This is a genomic window from Viridibacillus arvi (assembly GCF_001274945.1).
Lineage (GTDB): Bacteria > Bacillota > Bacilli > Bacillales_A > Planococcaceae > Viridibacillus > Viridibacillus arvi.
This window is the reverse complement of the sequence record NZ_LILB01000008.1, coordinates 327,656-345,224: the sequence shown is the minus strand read 5'-3', so window position 1 is coordinate 345,224 and position 17,569 is coordinate 327,656. Positions and strand designations below refer to the sequence as shown.

Annotated in this window: 13 protein-coding genes; 11 read left to right on the top strand and 2 right to left on the bottom strand. The window is 35.0% G+C overall.

The features are described from left to right. The first annotated feature begins 43 nt into the window (after positions 1-43). Entirely contained in the window at positions 44-1,165 is a 1,122-nt protein-coding gene (locus tag AMD00_RS20530; RefSeq protein WP_053418862.1) for a 5-methyltetrahydropteroyltriglutamate--homocysteine S-methyltransferase, read from the top strand. 66 nt (positions 1,166-1,231) lie between these two features. On the opposite strand, the gene AMD00_RS20525 is transcribed toward AMD00_RS20530, so the two are convergent. Continuing rightward, positions 1,232-1,726, bottom strand: coding sequence for a L,D-transpeptidase family protein (locus AMD00_RS20525; RefSeq protein ID WP_053418984.1), 495 nt, complete (start codon positions 1,724-1,726; stop codon positions 1,232-1,234). 301 nt (positions 1,727-2,027) lie between these two features. Between AMD00_RS20525 and AMD00_RS20520 the strand changes: the two genes are divergently transcribed. The 9 genes from AMD00_RS20520 (at position 2,028) to AMD00_RS20480 (ending at position 15,004) form a co-directional block, all read left to right on the top strand. Further along, entirely contained in the window at positions 2,028-3,923 is a 1,896-nt protein-coding gene (locus tag AMD00_RS20520) for a PrkA family serine protein kinase (protein ID WP_053418983.1), read from the top strand. 293 nt (positions 3,924-4,216) lie between these two features. After that, positions 4,217-5,380 (top strand): sporulation protein YhbH, encoded by a 1,164-nt coding sequence (gene yhbH / locus AMD00_RS20515; RefSeq protein WP_053418861.1) that lies wholly within the window; start codon positions 4,217-4,219, stop codon positions 5,378-5,380. Positions 5,381-5,442: 62 nt separating this feature from the next. Further along, complete coding sequence (locus AMD00_RS20510) at positions 5,443-6,843, top strand: SpoVR family protein (protein WP_053418860.1); 1,401 nt, start codon at positions 5,443-5,445, stop codon at positions 6,841-6,843. Between the two features lie 179 nt (positions 6,844-7,022). Then, on the top strand, positions 7,023-7,325 hold the full coding sequence (locus AMD00_RS20505) for a YunC family protein (RefSeq protein WP_053418859.1): 303 nt from the start codon (positions 7,023-7,025) through the stop codon (positions 7,323-7,325). Positions 7,326-7,536: 211 nt separating this feature from the next. Then, complete coding sequence (locus AMD00_RS20500; RefSeq protein WP_053418858.1) at positions 7,537-8,241, top strand: DUF421 domain-containing protein; 705 nt, start codon at positions 7,537-7,539, stop codon at positions 8,239-8,241. 214 nt (positions 8,242-8,455) lie between these two features. Next, positions 8,456-11,839 carry a S8 family peptidase gene (locus tag AMD00_RS20495; RefSeq protein ID WP_053418857.1) on the top strand — a complete coding sequence of 1,128 codons (3,384 nt, stop codon included), beginning with the start codon at positions 8,456-8,458 and terminating at the stop codon, positions 11,837-11,839. A gap of 213 nt (positions 11,840-12,052) precedes the next feature. Further along, complete coding sequence (locus AMD00_RS20490) at positions 12,053-12,928, top strand: radical SAM/SPASM domain-containing protein (protein ID WP_053418856.1); 876 nt, start codon at positions 12,053-12,055, stop codon at positions 12,926-12,928. Between the two features lie 485 nt (positions 12,929-13,413). After that, positions 13,414-14,586, top strand: coding sequence for an aminotransferase-like domain-containing protein (locus tag AMD00_RS20485; protein ID WP_245639570.1), 1,173 nt, complete (start codon positions 13,414-13,416; stop codon positions 14,584-14,586). Between the two features lie 223 nt (positions 14,587-14,809). Then, positions 14,810-15,004: a hypothetical protein gene (locus tag AMD00_RS20480; protein ID WP_053418854.1), complete on the top strand. Its 195-nt coding sequence runs from the start codon at positions 14,810-14,812 to the stop codon at positions 15,002-15,004. Positions 15,005-15,184: 180 nt separating this feature from the next. Here the strand turns inward: AMD00_RS20480 and AMD00_RS20475 are convergent, their stop codons facing one another. Further along, positions 15,185-15,748 (bottom strand): bZIP transcription factor, encoded by a 564-nt coding sequence (locus tag AMD00_RS20475; protein ID WP_053418853.1) that lies wholly within the window; start codon positions 15,746-15,748, stop codon positions 15,185-15,187. A 273-nt stretch (positions 15,749-16,021) separates the two neighbouring features. Between AMD00_RS20475 and AMD00_RS20470 the strand changes: the two genes are divergently transcribed. Then, the gene (locus AMD00_RS20470) at positions 16,022-17,284 is read left to right on the top strand and encodes an alpha/beta hydrolase (RefSeq protein ID WP_053418852.1); all 1,263 of its coding nucleotides are present in this window, start codon (positions 16,022-16,024) and stop codon (positions 17,282-17,284) included. Positions 17,285-17,569: the final 285 nt, after the last annotated feature.

Below are 17,569 nucleotides of genomic sequence, written 5' to 3'. Positions count from 1 at the left end.
GCTAGTGAAAAACATAAATTTAACTTCAGAGGGGTTGTCCATTTTGACTAACACAATAACTAAAGCACCATTTCGAGCAGACCATGTAGGGAGCTTTCTTCGTCCCCAAGTACTTAAAGATGCAAGAGCACAATATCAACAAGGTCAGATTACTAAAGAAGAATTACGTTTAATTGAGGATATAGAAATTGCTAAGCTTGTTGAAAAGCAAAAAGAAGTCGGTCTATCTGCTGTAACTGATGGCGAATTTAGAAGAAGATGGTGGCATTTAGACTTTATCAGAGCGATTGATGGGATTCGTGTTTATGAAGTAGACATTTCCGGGGCTTTTAATGGGGCTATGAAAAAAGCGGAGGCATATACGGTCGATTCGAAATTAAATTTCCCTAAAGACCATCCATTTTTAGAAGACTTTAAGTATTTGAAGAGCATTGCTGGTGAGCATGTTGCGAAAATTACAATCCCAGGACCTAATATGATTTTTTACTCAGGTGTAGTTGCAAGCGAACCGTATTTAAGTAATCCTTCATATGCTTCACTCGATGATGTGGCTAAAGATATTATTAAAGTATATCAAGATGCGATTCAAGCTTTTTATGAAGCAGGATGCCGCTATTTACAATTAGATGACACAAGCTGGGGAGCTTTGTTCAGTGATGTTTTTCGAGATAAGATAAAAGAAAAGGGATTTGATCCAGATGAATTAGTGAAAAAGTTTGCTGATATTACTGTTGAATCACTAGCAAATAAACCGGAAGATATGTCGGTTACAATTCATATTTGTCGCGGGAATTTTAAATCTTCTTGGTTATATCAAGGGGCATATGAGCCGATCGCAAAAGAATTGTTTTCACGTGTGAATGTGGATGCCTTTTTCTTAGAATTTGATAATGAAAGATCCGGAGATTTTAAACCATTACGATTCATAAAAGATCAACATGTCGTTTTAGGGTTGATTACTTCCAAGACTTCTGAACTCGAAGATGAAGCGGAAATTAAAGGAAAAATCGAAGAAGCAACGGAATATGTGAATATCGATCAGCTTTGCTTAAGTCCACAATGTGGTTTTGCCTCTACTGAAGAAGGAAATCTATTAACGGAAGAACAGCAATGGGATAAATTACGACATGTTGTACGTATCGCTAAAGATGTTTGGGATAAATAGATTTTAAAATATGGACTACCTACAAAGTCAGCTATTAATGACTAGTGTGGGTAGTCCTTTTTACCATTACGGATGTATAAAAACCGCAGTCCCAATCGGAACAATACTTGCTAGCTCTTCTACATCTTCATTATGCATGCGAATACAGCCGTGAGATACGGCTTTACCGATTGAACTTGGATCATTTGTACCATGAATTCCATAGGATTCTTTTGATAAGCTCATCCACATCGTACCGAATGGGCCTCCTGGGTTAGGTGCTTTATTAATAATAATATAATATCCTACAGGTGTAATGGTTAACATTTTGCCAACTGCAATGGGATATCGCTTTTGTAAAATACCATTTTTATATAAGCTAAGCAAGCGTTCGTTGAGTGAAACAAAAATTTGATATGGAATCGTATTTGGATCAGGAAAACCTGGAATAACAATCGGTTGACCAATATAAAGTACATTTGGATTGATAGATGGGTTCGCGCTAATTATTGCGGAAAGTGGTGTCCGAAAATCTCTAGAAATTTGAAAGAGTGTTTCACCTTGTTTAACCGTATGAATCAGTATGATCACCTCCGTAGTTGTTACAGTATATTATATGTTTGTTACATATGGAGTTTCATAATGAAGCATTGACAACCACAATCTTTTTATAAGAATTAGCAGAAGAAGTCAAAACTGCGACAACTTTAAAATTGGTCTTTAGTAGGATTAGTGACACTTTAACTAGTTGAATTCAAGCCTCCCATTAGATACTTCAAGATTTACTTAAGGAAGAATCCTCAACAATGATTCATTAATGGGTATCATTATTTGTCTAATTTCATACTATGTTATAAATCAGGCTAAGAATGGAGGGAAGGCTATAGACATTTTAAGTAAGTTTAAGGTTTATCGTGAAGAAGAAAACAGGCTTAAGTGGGAAGGTTCTTTTGCGGATTACTTAAACATTGTGAAAGAAAGGCCGGAAGTCGCTCAAACAGCCCATTCACGTGTGTATAATATGATTAAAACCTCTGGACTAGAAGAAAGAGACGGACAAAAATTATTTAACTTTTTTGGACAAGAAATTTTCGGGCTCGAATCAGCAATTGAACGATTGGTAGAGGAATACTTTCACCCTGCAGCACGAAGATTGGATGTTCGCAAACGGATTTTATTATTAATGGGACCCGTAAGTGGAGGGAAATCGACAATTGTGACTTTGCTAAAGCGAGGACTTGAGCAATATTCACGGACTGATGAAGGCGCGATATACGCAATAAAAGGATGTCCGATGCATGAAGACCCACTCCACCTAATTCCACATCATTTGCGTAAAGATTTTTATGAAGAGTATGGTATACGTATAGAAGGTAATTTATCTCCTTTAAACACGATGAGACTTGAAAAAGAATATGATGGCCTTATTGAAAATGTCATGATTGAACGTATTACTTTTTCAGAAGATAAACGTGTGGGAATTGGGACATTTACACCTTCTGATCCGAAATCACAAGACATTGCCGATTTAACTGGTAGTATTGATTTTTCAACGATTGCGGAATTTGGGTCGGAATCAGATCCTCGTGCTTACCGTTTTGACGGGGAACTAAACAAAGCAAACCGAGGCATGATGGAATTTCAAGAAATGCTTAAATTAGATGAAAAGTTTTTGTGGAACTTATTATCATTAACACAAGAAGGCAACTTTAAAGCGGGTAGATTTGCATTAATTAGTGCAGATGAGTTAATTGTTGCTCATACAAACGAAACTGAGTATCGATCTTTTATTTCAAATAAAAAGAATGAGGCACTTCACTCAAGAATTATTGTGATGCCTATTCCTTATAATTTAAAAGTAAGTCAGGAAGAACGAATTTACGAGAAAATGATTAATGAAAGTGATATGGCGCATGTTCATATTGCCCCTCATGCATTAAAAGTCGCTGCAATCTTTTCCGTCTTAACTAGGCTTGAAACACCGAAAAAGCAAAGTATTGATCTTGTGAAAAAGATGCGTATGTATGACGGAGAAAGTGTAGAAGGATATAATTCTGTTGATGTAGAGGAATTGAAAAAAGAGTATCCAAACGAAGGTATGAATGGCATTGATCCACGCTATATTATAAATCGAATTTCGTCTGCCATTATTCGAAAAGAAGTACCATCCATAAATGCATTAGACGTATTACGTTCGCTTAAAGACGGACTTGACCAACATGCTTCGATTTCTCAAGAAGATCGAGAGAAATATACAAATTACATTGCAGTTGCACGAAGAGAATACGATGAAATCGCCAAGAATGAAGTTCAAAAAGCATTTGTTTATTCGTATGAAGAATCTGCAAAAACACTAATGAATAATTACCTCGATAATGTTGAAGCATACTGTAATAAAAATAAAATTCGAGATTTCCTTACTGGGGAAGAAATGAATCCAGATGAAAAACTAATGCGATCCATAGAAGAACAAATAGGTATTTCGGAAAATGCGAAGAGGGGATTCCGAGAAGAAATATTAATTCGTATTTCGGCCTATGCAAGAAATGGAAAGAGATTCGAATATCATTCTCATGAAAGATTACGTGAAGCAATCCAAAAGAAATTGTTTGCTGATTTAAAAGATGTTGTGAAAATTACAACGTCTTCAAAAATGCCTGACGAGTCTCAACTTAAAAAGATTAACGAAGTTGTTGCAAGGCTTATAGATGAACATGGATATAATTCAACTTCTGCAAATGAATTGTTACAATATGTAGGTAGCTTGCTGAATAGATAAACTTAAGAAAAGCGTCAAACGAATAATATTTTTTCTTCTTAAATAAGGGGTGTCCGGATAAACTTTAGGGCACTCTTTTTTATTTATAAAAATAAGTCAAATAATTCTAAAAACTAACATATTATAAGAAAAGTGCCTTCCGATTTTAAGCAATCTAACATAAGAAGTAGATCTTATAGGAAGTCGTACTTAATTATGTAATACCAAGAAAGAACGTTTTTTTTGAACAGGGTGTAAAGTCGGTTGCTAATAGGCTTAGGCGAATTTGATTTTATAGATGGGTGAGGATAAAAATGAGCGAAAACCAGGATAAACGCTTTGCCATCTCTCAGGAAAATTGGTCCCTCCATCGTAAAGGGTACCAAGATCAACAACGCCATATGGAAAAAGTAAAAGAAGCTATTAAAAATAATTTACCAGATCTAATAAGTGAAGAAAGTATTGTTATGTCAAACGGTCGAGAAGTTATTAAAATTCCTATACGATCTCTTGATGAATATAAAATTCGCTATAACTACGATAAGTCAAAACATGTTGGTCAAGGACAAGGTGATAGTCAAGTCGGTGATGTAGTAGCACGAGGTCCGAGCCAAGGCGATAAAGGCAAAGGTGCAGGGAACGGTAAAGAAGCAGGTGACAAACCTGGAGAAGATTACTATGAGGCGGAAGTCAGCCTTGAAGAAATAGAGAGCGCCTTATTCAGAGAGTTAGAATTACCAAATTTGAAAGAAAAAGAAATGGCAGATATCACAACCGAAAAAATTGAATTTAATGATATTCGCAAAAAAGGGCTTATGGGGAATATTGATAAGAAACGTACCATTTTAAATGCGATTAAACGTAATGCCATTAAAGGAAAAGCGGAGATTACTCCTATTCATAATGATGATTTACGTTTTAAAACTTGGGATGAAGTGACAAAACCTGAATCGAAAGCAGTAGTCCTTGCGATGATGGATACAAGTGCTTCGATGGGCAATTTTGAAAAGTATTGTGCAAGGAGCTTTTTCTTTTGGATGACAAGATTTTTGCGCTCCAAGTACGAAACAGTTGAAATTGAATTTATTGCACATCATACAGAAGCAAAAGTGGTGTCAGAGGAGGATTTCTTCTCGAAAGGAGAGAGTGGAGGAACGCTTTGTTCATCCGCCTATAAAAAGGCATTAGAACTTATTAAACAAAAATATAACCCTGCTAGATATAATATTTATCCTGTCCATTTCTCAGATGGTGAAAATATGTCAACAGACAATGAGACGTGTATGAAATTGGTTGGGGAATTAATGAAAGTATCCAGTATGTTTGGGTACGGAGAAGTAAATCAACATAATCGTTTTTCTACATTAATGTATAACTATAAAAAAATCGATGATCAGAAATTTCGCCACTATATTTTGAGACATAAAAGCGACGTTTATGAAGCACTAAAAAGCTTTTTCCAAAAAGTTGAGTCTTAAGCGAGGGACGAATGGTGCCATGCACTCATTCCCTAATAATAGACACGGGGGGATTTAGATAAATGGAAAAAGAGCTTCACCAAGCGATAGAAGAAATTACGGAAATTGCGACTGGGTTTGGTCTAGACTTTTACCCGATGCGTTATGAAATATGCCCTGCAGATATTATTTATACATTTGGAGCATACGGTATGCCTACTCGCTTTTCTCACTGGAGTTTCGGTAAACAATTTCACAAAATGAAGCTGCAGTACGATTTAGGTTTAAGTCAAATTTACGAGCTCGTCATTAACTCAAACCCTTGTTATGCATTCTTACTTGATACAAATAAGTTAACACAAAATAAGCTAATCATTGCGCACGTTTTAGCGCACTGTGACTTTTTCAAAAATAACGTTCGCTTCTCCAATACAAGACGAGATATGGTCGAGAGTATGACAGCTACGGCTGAACGAATTGCTAACTATGAAATGCTCTACGGAAAAGATGAAGTAGAAGAGTTTTTAGACGCTGTTTTAGCTATTCAAGAGCATATTGATCCATCTATACAGCGTCCCAAGTTGTTAACGTATGAAAACGATATAGATGAAGATGAGGATGTCGCCCGTAAAACGCCTTATGATGATCTTTGGAGATTAGACGAAAAAGAAAAAGAAGAGAAAACAATACGACAAAAAAAGAAACAGTTTCCGCCATATCCAGAAAAAGATCTACTACTATTCATCGAGCAATATAGTCGGGAATTAGAGGAATGGCAAAGAGATATATTAACGATGATGCGTGAGGAAATGCTCTATTTTTGGCCCCAATTAGAAACGAAAATAATGAATGAAGGTTGGGCTTCCTTCTGGCATCAACGTATTATGAGAGAGCTAAATTTAACAACGGATGAATCGATTGAATATGCTAAGTTAAATGCAGGTGTTGTTCAACCTTCAAAGACGACGATTAATCCATATTATCTAGGATTGAAAATTTTCGAAGATATTGAGAAGCGATATGATTCTCCAACGGAAGAGATGCTAAAATTAGGAGTGAAACGGCACTCCGGTCGAGAGAAAATGTTTGAAGTAAGGGAAGTCGAATCGGATATTTCCTTTATCCGAAACTATTTAACAAAAGACTTAGTAAAGCAAGAAGATCTTTATTTATTTGAAAAAAAGGGCAATGAATATAAAATTACAGATAAAGATTATGAAAATGTACGTGATCAACTCGTATCAATGCGTGTGAATGGAGGATTTCCATATATTGTTGTGAAGGATGGAGATTACTTACGAAATGGTGAATTATATTTAGTCCATGGATTTGAAGGTATGGAACTCGATACTCGCTATTTAGAAAATGTTTTACGGTATATTTATCAGCTGTGGGGGCGCCCAGTTCATGTAGAAACGCATAGTGAAGAAAAGATAGTTCTCTATTCATATGATGGTAAAAAAAATTCAAGGAAATTTTTATAAAACTAAATATGAAACTATTGATTGAGCCCTTGAATTGATATATTTAAGGGCTTTATTTGTTGCATATGTAAATGTAGGAAGCTATGCATGTAAATAGTGAATTAATTAAAGAACATGCAAAATAACTCGAACAACTTTTTGCCCAGTTTCATATGTATATAGAGGAAGGGGCGAATTAGATGGTTTCAACTGAAACAATTAATATTGAAGGTTCTATATTTAAGGCTGTTACTGTAAGCTTACCTAAAACGACGTTGTTAACGGTTTCAAATGATGTAGGTTATATTATGTGTGGTGCGTTAGATGTCGGACTTTTGAATACGAAATTAGCTGATCGTAAAATAGTTGCCGGTCGAGCAGTTGGTGTGAAGACAATTGAACAATTGTTGAATGCACCACTTGAGTCAGTTACCCTTGAAGCAGAGCAATTTGGCATTGCTAAAGGAATGATTGGATCAGAGGCATTATTGAAAATGATTTAAACGATCTCCTAACAATAAGCAATGAATAGTAGTAATGATGTAAAGTTGAGGTAGAAATCAATATAATAAGTGATCTAATGGGTCGGTCTTCATTACGTAAAGTAATAGAAGATTGACCCATTTATTTTTATATTATTAGCAAGTTTTTTTTATAATACGGATATTATTGGAGATAATAAGAGAAGTAAAAGGATTGAGAGGATGTGTCACTATGGACTTTTTCCATGCACAAGAGACGCTTACGGCAATTCAATGGATTCTCCGAGCAATTGTAGCATTTCTTTTTTTACTCATTGCAGCGAAAGTTATGGGGCAACGTTCTATCTCTCAGTTGAGATTACTCGATTTTGCTATGGCAATATCTGTAGGAAATATTATTGCCCATCCCTTGTCTGATGAAGGGTTAGGGATGAAGGGTTCCATTATTTCTATGTCAACTTTAGTTATTTTATATTCAGTAGGCGTATACTTGAGCCTTAAATGGGTCCCGTTTCGACATTTAATAGATTCCTCACCATTCCCACTTATTAAGGATGGACAAATTGTTTCTAAAAACTTATCAAAGGCTAGGATTTCCGTCGATTTACTTTTATCTGAATTAAGAAAAGAAAAAATAGAAGATATTCAAAAGGTTGCTCTAGCTTTATGGGAGCCAGATGGAACTATTTCAAGCTTTTTATACCCTCAATACCAAACATTAACTCGAGCAGATATGAAGTTAGCACCTGAAGCCTTTTCTTTACCTACAGTACTTATTAAAGAGGGTAAGATTGATTACTATGAATTGAAAAACTTAAATATTAATGAGGATTGGCTTAAAGACAGAGTCATATCCATGTTTAACGTAGATGTTAAAGATGTATTATTAGCAACAATAGACCAAAACGATAATTTGCAAGTTTATCTATATAACTAAAGTAGGTCGCTCAAGTATTTCTCTTTGTGTTTAAAGTAGATAGAATTCCATCCAAAATTTAGTGGGATTCCTGTCTATTAAGATGAACATTGGAAACTAAATTGGAACATTTAGTATTAAATGAATACAAATTTCAAAATAATATATATTAATTGGTATAAATGATGTACCTCGTTAAATAGAATATAAGGATTGCTATTTAAGGAGGGTTATTGTGAAATCTATTATAAAAAAAGTAGTAGTAGTTTTAGCAAGCTTTGCATTGTTATTTTCACTAGTCAGTAGTTTAAAAGTAGACGCAAAAACTAAATCTATTGCAGCTAAATTGCACTCGCTTAGCCAAAATGAACGAACATCTAAAATTGAAAAGACTGCGAATTATAGTGACGACACAATTATTATTAAATATTCAAGTTTGCTAAGCGCTAGTGATCATCGCAAGGCTGGCGGTACAGTTGTAAACCAAATAAAAGGACTTAACTATGTAGCTGTTAAAGTTAGTAATAAGAACAAACTACAGCAAACTATTAAAAACTATCAAAAAAACAGTAAGGTAGTTTCTGTTGGTCTTAGTCCAAAATATCAGCATGCGGGCTCAGTTGACCCGAAAGTAAGTGAACAATATATGCATAGCATACTAAAAACAGCAGATGCCCAAAAGTTGGCTGGGAAAAATCAAGTAAAGGTAGCGGTTATTGATACGGGAATTGACCGTAATCACCCGGAGTTAAAAGGGTCTATTCTTTCAAGTACAAACATTATGAATCCGATGAATCCGGCAACTACTGACATACATGGAACTCACGTGGCTGGCATTATTGCTGCTAAAAAGGATAACGGTATCGGTGGCTATGGCATAAATCCAAATGTGAAGATTCTTTCTTATGATATCTTTGACGGAGATATGTGGACATTCGACTACACAATTGCAAATGCTATATTAAAAGCTGTAGATCAAGGAGCAGACGTCATTAACATGAGCTTGCAGGGCTCAATGCCATCTACCGTTCTAGAAGAGGCTGTGGCAAAGGCGATTAATAGTGGTGTTGTTGTCGTTGCAGCAGCGGGGAATCAAGGATCTGATATGCCAATTTATCCTGCCAAGTATGAAGGGGTAATTAGCGTAGGCTCTATTAATAACGAAAAAAAATTAAGTGAATTTTCATCTTACGGTGCGTCTACTGATGTGGTAGCACCTGGTGAAAATATTTATGCACCTTTTTATGATACACAAAAGGGATCAACTTTTGCGAATTTAAGTGGAACATCTATGGCTTCCCCTGTAGTTGCTGGAACAGCAGCATTGCTGTTGTCTAAATATCCAAATTTAAAGCCGGCTGAAGTAGAATATATTTTAGAAAAAACAGCGACAGATTTAGGAGACAAAGGGTTTGATCATAAATATGGGAATGGCCTTATCAACCCAGTTGCTGCAATGAAATTTGATGTGAAAAAGATTCCTTCTCTAGTGAAAGAGAAGTGGGGCGAAAAAGAAATTATAAAGAATGCTGAGCAGATTTCAATTCCTGCAAAAGTGAAGCATTCTTTTACAAAGCCTTCAGAACAAAAGTGGGTTAAAATTCCTGTAGAAAAGGGAGAATACATTCAAACTTCATTGATTGCTGCAAAGCAATATGATTATAAAATGAGTATTCATTTTTATGGTAATAATCAAAAGCAACTTATGGATGTTAACGATGTGACGGAAGGAAAAACGGAAGGAAAGCTAATTCAAGCACCGTTTAGTGGAACATTAGCGATTGGTGTAAAAGATGTGAATGGTAATTTTGATGTCTCAGGTCAGAATCAATCTAGTTTCACATTAATTGTAGATAAGGTATCTCAAATTCCAAAAACTGAGTCTACATTAGAAAACCCAATTAAAATAGATAAATGGCCATTTAACCAAGATAACCTTTATATGGCTGGTGAAAATGGCGATACAGATTACTTCCACTTTACATCAAAAGAAGCGCAATTTATGAAATTTGATGTTACAGGTATACCGGGAGTAGATATAAGTGCTGCTGTATATGAAAAGGAGCAGTTATTCCCAGCAACATCTGAAGAATTAGGCACAGAAGATATGCCAGCTTTATATACAAGTAATACGCATGGTATAGGAGAAGGTGAAACGCTATTATTCCAAACTGAACCTGAAAAAGAATATTATTTAAAAGTAACAAATAAAGGAACTTTTGGTTACGTTACTTTAGAACAGTTACTATTAGGATTGGTTGGAGGCATGGAAGAAAAAGAACCTGCGGGGTCTGCACTCCCATATAGCGTGAGCCTAGTCGGAAAGATTATTCCAGAAGATGAAGACCACTATAGTTCTATGGATGATTCCACAATGATGAATGTATTAACAGAAGATGACTCAGAACGAATTAATCTGTTGGAATCGGTAGCAATACCATACGAATTAGGTGGAACCATTCAAGGCTATCTACAAAATACAATGGACCAAGACTGGTATAAATTTAACACTTCAAGTGCGGGCATTTATCAGTTCCAATTACCAACACCAAAAGAGAATATTCCAAATCTAGGATTGTATGAGGTAATAATAGATAAAGATGAGAATGGTAAGGAATTTCAACTCTTATCTCTTGTCTCAACTAATGAGGACTGGTCTTCATATGATGATTGGGTCAAAGGGAAATTTTTCGCTAGTTTAAAAGCAGATAAAACGTATTACTTATCCATCAATCCAAACTATAATACGTATCAAATTCCGTATGATGGGTATCAAGTAACTTCTAAACTTGTCGTTAAAGACACCGGTGATAGCTATGAAGAAAATAACCACCCAGAGCAAGCAAAAGATTTTCCGGCTTCTGGTGTGACGGCAAATTTCTCTACAGCGAATGATATTGATACTTATTATTTCACTGCAAAAGAAAAAGCAATATACGGAGTGAAATTCTCCCGTACACCACTGACTTCTAAGCTTAAAGCTAAGTATCCAAAAGAGTTGTTGAGCCCATATTTAGGCCTCATGGAAATTACAGAGGACGTTAACAAAAATCATAAAATAGATGATAAAGATATGGAATATAGAACATACCTATTAAAAAATACTGCAGATGGAACGACAACAGGCTCTTTTGAAGCAAAAAAAGGTAAATCATATTTTATCACAGTATTAGGTTTAGTTGACTCAAGTTCAGCAATTTCTTTATGGCCATATCAACTAAAAGTAGACTCAGTGAATAAAAAAGATGAAGATGCCGGATCTAAAGTGAAAAATAACAAACCTTCTAAGCCTATCAAGCTACAGAAGAAAAGTAGCAAATTATATTCAACGACAGGATACTTTAATACAGGATATGAAGATGGTGATGAAGATTGGTATATTTATCAACCAACTAAAACAGAACAAGTGACGTTGACACTCGATGCTAGCCAAGAGCTAGATGGTGTGATTGAAGTCTATCGTAATGGCAAAAGAGTAGCTAAATCGGATATTTATGGGCAAGGGGATAAGGAAATTCTATCCTTAAATATGACCAAAGGAACTTATTATGTGAAGGTTCGAGATGGTCAAGGACGTGCGTCAATTGATCCGTACACATTATCTTTGAAAGTAAAGTAAGAAAATGAAATGAAATGATGCCTCCGAATGCCGTTACCAAGCGGCTTTTGGGAGGTATCTTTTTATGTTATTGCTGCAACAAAAATCGTTATAGAATAGAAAAGGTATGCATACACTCCAACTCTATTGTTGAAAGACTGTTCAGTATCATCGAATTTGATTACAATAACTATAGTCATGGAATATACAGAGAACGGGAATGGTGAATTATAATTGAAAACATTTAAAAAAGTTTATGTTGAAATTACAAGCGTCTGTAATCTTGCGTGTAGCTTCTGTCCACCTACGAGTCGTAAGGCGAATATAATCAAACTAGATGCGTTTAACAATATACTTGATCAGATTAGACCGCATACGAAATATATTTACCTACATGTGAAAGGAGAACCTCTTTTACATAATAAAATTGACCAATTACTTGACGCAGCACATGCTAAAGGATTTAAAGTGAATATCACGACTAATGGAACATTGATTAAAAAGAATCGAGAGAAATTATTAGGAAAGCCTGCGCTACGCCAAATCAACTTCTCATTACATAGCTTTGATGGACATGAGGGGTCAGAGAATCGTGAAAAATATTTAGGAGATATTCTTGAATTTGTGCGTGATGCGGCGGAACATAACATTATCATATCGTACCGATTATGGAACCTACAAAAAGATCAGGTTACAGATTTAGAGAAGAGAAGAAACCGTGAAACGTTAGATATATTAGAGCAGGAATATAACTTAGACTTTAAGATTGAAGAAAAAGTACAACCGGGAAAAGGTGTTAAAATTACGGATCGTGTTTATTTAAACCAAGATCATGAATTTCAATGGCCGAGCTTGCAAGCCCCTGAGGATGAAGGAAAAGGATTTTGTCATGCACTTCGCAGTCAAGCAGCAATTCTTGTTGACGGTACAGTTGTCCCATGTTGCCTAGATGGAGAAGGCGTCATAAATCTAGGGAATATTAATAACACACCATTCTCTGAAATTGTAGAAAGCGAGAGAGCCAATAATCTCTTTGATGGATTCACTAGAAGAGAAGCAGTTGAAGAATTATGCAGGAAGTGCGGCTTTAGACAAAAATTTGGAATGTAAGAGCAATTAGCTTCAAACGATTTTAAGTTTATGTCATGTCAGCTACAGGCAATATAAAAAAGCATCTCTTATGAGATGCTTTTTGTTTTGGAATTAGAATGAGTGAATCAGAAGAGGGAGCGAGTAGGTTAAAAGGGAGCCCGAGTGAGTCAAAAGAGAGAGTGAGTAGGTTAAAAGGGAGCCCGAGTGAGCCAAAAGAGAGAGTGAGTAGGTTAAAAGAGAGCCCGAGTGAGTCAAAAAAACCCCGATAAGATTAAATAAGAGCACCAGTCAGTTAAAAGTGATCACAAGTAAGCAAATTATGATAATAAAATAGAATTCCACAGCTCCTGTTAATCTACAAGTACAAAGCATCCAATCTAATTAATCTGTAAATCCAACTTAATTCATGAGAAAATATTGACAATTCACAATGTTATGTGATTTGCTATAATAATATAAAAATATAAACGGAATATAGTAGAAGTAGTTTAGAAGGAGAATTGATGATGGTGCAAATTTTTTCAGATAGAGTTTTACAAGCAGATAGTTCTTTTATAAAAGATATTTTAAGTTTGACTGAGGTGGAAGATATTATTTCATTTGCAGGAGGGTTACCAAACCCTATTTCATTTCCAATGAAAGAGTTCCAAGAATCGATTAATCGCGTTTTACAAAATTCTGGCGACAAGGTATTCCAGTATTCAGGGACTCAAGGCTATTTACCATTACGCCAATGGATTGCAGACCGTTATAAAAAACGATTTGGTATGGATGTTACAGCAGATGATATTTTAATTACAACAGGTTCTCAACAAGGACTAGATTTAATGGGGAAGGCTTTAGTAAATAAGGGGGATAAAGTAGCTGTAGAAAGCCCGTGTTATCTGGCTGCTATTCAAACATTTGCACTTTTTGAACCCGAGTTTTTACCAATCAGCCTTGAAGATGACGGTTTAAATTTAGAAGAGCTTGAAGCAACTTTACAAAATAATGATGTAAAATTATTGTATACAGTCCCTAATTTCCAAAATCCCACAGGCTTAACTTACTCAAAAGAGAAACGTGAAGCTATTTTTGAAATCATTAAGAAGACGAACACAGTTTTAATTGAAGACGATCCCTATGGAGAACTTCGCTTTGAAGGAGAATCATTACCTTACATTGCAGGTGGAAAATCCGAAAATAGTGTACTATTTGGTTCTTTCTCTAAAACTTTATCACCAGGAATGCGTATTGGTTATTTATGTACAAAAAATAAGGAGCTAATGGGCCATTTAATCGGAGCAAAACAATCGTCTGATTTACATACGAATGTACTTGCACAATATGCTATTTATGATTATTTAGCGAATAATGATTATGAAGCGCACATTAGTAAAATTACAGCACTATATAAACAACAGTGTGATGCAATGATATCGGCGATGGAAAAATATTTACCAGCGCATGTTACGTTTACAAAACCAGAAGGCGGTATGTTTTTATGGGCAGATTTGGGAGAAGGAGTCTCTTCAGTAGAAGTCTTTAAACGAGCAACTGAGAAGAAAGTGGCTTTCGTCCCTGGAGATCCGTTCTATACGAATATTAAAGGAGCAGGAACTTTGCGCCTTAATTATACGAATTCTGATCCAGAAACAATTGAGGAAGGTATCAAAAGACTGGCTTCCGTTTTATAAAGAAAACAAGAATTTCAATTAGGCAATTAGTATTAGATGAATAGAAGAAGGTAGAACCTCAGGAGATAGATCTGGTTCTGCCTTCTTTTTTTGGGTCAAATAAAGAAAGTTAGAAAAGTATGGTAAAATTCATTGACAATTTGTGACGAAATTGTGTACAATAAATTAAGACACATTTTCGTCACATTTATAATTAATATGTTTGAAAATTGGGGGATGCACAATGAACTTTACAGATGTGATTTTAATCGCTATTGCATGTATGAGTATTCCACTCGTCGTTGCTATTTTTACGGACATTTTCTATGCACAGAAGAAACAACGTCAATTTTCGTTACGACGTATGTCTTTATGGTACATTTTATTTTTTGGCATTTCTTTCATACCATCCATTTTTTTAGTTATACCGAACTCATAAATTATTTCAAAGTCTTCCGATTGGAAGACTTTTTTTTGTATCTGAATGATGGCGAGGTAAATGTCTTAGATGAATAATGTGGAAGTTAATTCCATAACCTATATAGCACTGAAGAAATGAATACAAAAAAGGATGTTTATCTTCACAACAATAAACATCCTTTTTAATATAAATTATGAATTAGCTTTCAATAGCCGAAATTTTAAATCCATTGCTTGTTTTGATAATTGTGAAATAAACTTCAGCACCAGAATCTTCATTTTCTTTGATTAGCAATGTACGTATCCAATAGCTCCCTTTGCCATCATAATTAAACCATTCTATATGAACTTCATAAATAACGTTTGAATTGATTTCTGAAACGATTGGTATAGGACTTTGACCATCCTTAATTAATTCAACTTGTTTGTTATTTTTTTTGATCGTAACGTCTTCTGTAAATAGTTTTTGCAAGGCATCTACATCTGTTGCATTAACCGCATCCTCATATGAAGTAATTAAATCTGTAACTTCAGAGTCTAATTTCGAAAGATCGCTTTCATTTTCCAACGGTTTTGATGAATCTTCTGAGTCGATTTTTGCAGTTATAGATGTCATTTCTTTTTCTATTGTTTCAAGTTGTTGTTTAAGTGTATTGTTTTCTCTTTGAAGTGTATTCACTTTCTTTTCTAGTGCTTCTGTATCGCTTCCACAACCCACTAGTAATGCTGTCCCTAATACTATAGGAATCCATTTTAATTTCATTAAAAAAACCTCTTTTCTTCGCCTACACAGGTGTTTTTCTGTAAGTAAGGATATATTTATGTTATTCATCTTGAAATAAAAATTCACTTAACATAAAGCAATCTCAGATTATTTGATCAAATCAATTACACTTGTAAAAACATGAATTCCATAATATTTCCATAAAACATTTGAAATTACCAGTTGTATTTGTGATACTAAAGATAGAACAGATTGAACAAAGGTATAGTATACGTATTTATTATTTGAACCAGGTAGAAAAGGAGTTTATAAATGAAAAAATATGTAATTTGGCTTTGCGTGCTGGTGTTTTTAGTAGCTTGTTCTAAGGAAGAAAGTCCAGAGGTTAAGAAAGGTGTGAATGATGATATGTTAGGACAATGGCAAGGGAATATTGATCTTCCGCAATCACCATTAGAAATAGTTTTATCGCTTAAAGAGAAAAGTGGCACTTTATCAGTACCGGCTCAAGGGGTAAAGGACTATCCATTTAAAGAAGTTTCATATGACGGCAATAAAGTTGTGATTACAATTGATTTACAAGGTTCGAATATCGTAATAGACGGTAAGTTACAAGGTAATTTGATAACAGGAACATTTAAGCAAAATGGCAATACACTACCTATTAAATTAACTCCTTACAAAGAAGAGAAGGCGAGTTATGAATCCATTAATATCCCAGTTAATGGAGGGAATCTAAAGGCAGCTTTGCAACATCCTGAAAAGGAAGGCTCATATCCATTGGCGATTATAATAGCAGGGTCTGGCCCGACCGACAAAGATGGAAATACTATAGGCGCTGGCAAAAATAATAGCTTGAAAATGCTAGCTGAAGACCTAGCTAATCAAGGGATTGCATCAATTCGTTATGACAAAAGGGGAATTGGTGATAATGCTCCATTAACAACAAAAGAAGAAGATTTATCAATAGAAAAATATGTAGAAGACGTTAACCAAGTTATTAAATACGCAATATCAGAAAATAAATTTAAAAGTATTCATATTATTGGTCATAGTGAGGGCTCATTAATTGGCATGTTAGCAGCACAGAATAGTAACATTGCTTCATTTACTTCGATAGCAGGTGCAGGACGTCCAGCAGATGAGATATTACTTGAACAATTAGAAGGCAAATTAACATCGGATCTTACAAAAGAATCTACTGAAATCTTAGCATCATTAAAAGAAGGTAAACCTGTAGCAACCATATCAACAGAATTACAATCACTATTTAGACCTTCTGTTCAGCCGTATCTTATGTCTTGGCTAAAGTATGATCCAGCTAAGAGTATTCAAAAAGTAACAGCACCTGTCTTAATTATTCAAGGAGCACACGATATTCAAGTTCCAGTAAGTGATGCGAAAATATTAAAGGCCAATAACGAAGAGGCTAAACTGATGATTGTAAGCAAGATGAATCATATTCTAAAAGATGCACCAGAGGAGATACAAGGAAATATGGCTACTTATTCTGATCCGACACTTCCGTTATCTAAAGAATTAGTTGAGGCGATTAAAGAATTTATAAATGAGTAGATGTCAGTCTCTGTAGAAGTAAACTGAGGAATGACCTTTGTAGAGATTTAATTTGTATTAATACGATAGTAAAACATAATATAAAAAGACTGAACGCTGCGAACGTTCAGTCTAGTGGCTAGTAACCGCAGATGAAGCGGTTGGTCCGAGGTCAATAATAACCGTCAAACCTTATGTGGAGGGGACGGTTATTTCTTTTTTAATAGAAAAAAGAGTACCGACAACAAAACTGAAAGGAATGCTATCCATCCAACTGAAAGTTGAATCAATAAGCTTATTATTTCG

Excerpts from the sequence above, each read along its gene's own strand:
- yhbH (WP_053418861.1), top strand. The coding sequence starts at position 4,217 with ATGAGCGAAAACCAGGATAAACGCTTTGCCATCTCTCAGGAAAATTGG.
- AMD00_RS20510 (WP_053418860.1), top strand. The coding sequence starts at position 5,443 with ATGGAAAAAGAGCTTCACCAAGCGATAGAAGAAATTACGGAAATTGCG.
- AMD00_RS20505 (WP_053418859.1), top strand. The coding sequence starts at position 7,023 with ATGGTTTCAACTGAAACAATTAATATTGAAGGTTCTATATTTAAGGCT.
- AMD00_RS20500 (WP_053418858.1), top strand. The coding sequence starts at position 7,537 with ATGGACTTTTTCCATGCACAAGAGACGCTTACGGCAATTCAATGGATT.
- AMD00_RS20485 (WP_245639570.1), top strand. The coding sequence starts at position 13,414 with ATGATGGTGCAAATTTTTTCAGATAGAGTTTTACAAGCAGATAGTTCT.
- AMD00_RS20480 (WP_053418854.1), top strand. The coding sequence starts at position 14,810 with ATGAACTTTACAGATGTGATTTTAATCGCTATTGCATGTATGAGTATT.
- AMD00_RS20475 (WP_053418853.1), bottom strand. The coding sequence starts at position 15,748 with ATGAAATTAAAATGGATTCCTATAGTATTAGGGACAGCATTACTAGTG.
- AMD00_RS20470 (WP_053418852.1), top strand. The coding sequence starts at position 16,022 with ATGAAAAAATATGTAATTTGGCTTTGCGTGCTGGTGTTTTTAGTAGCT.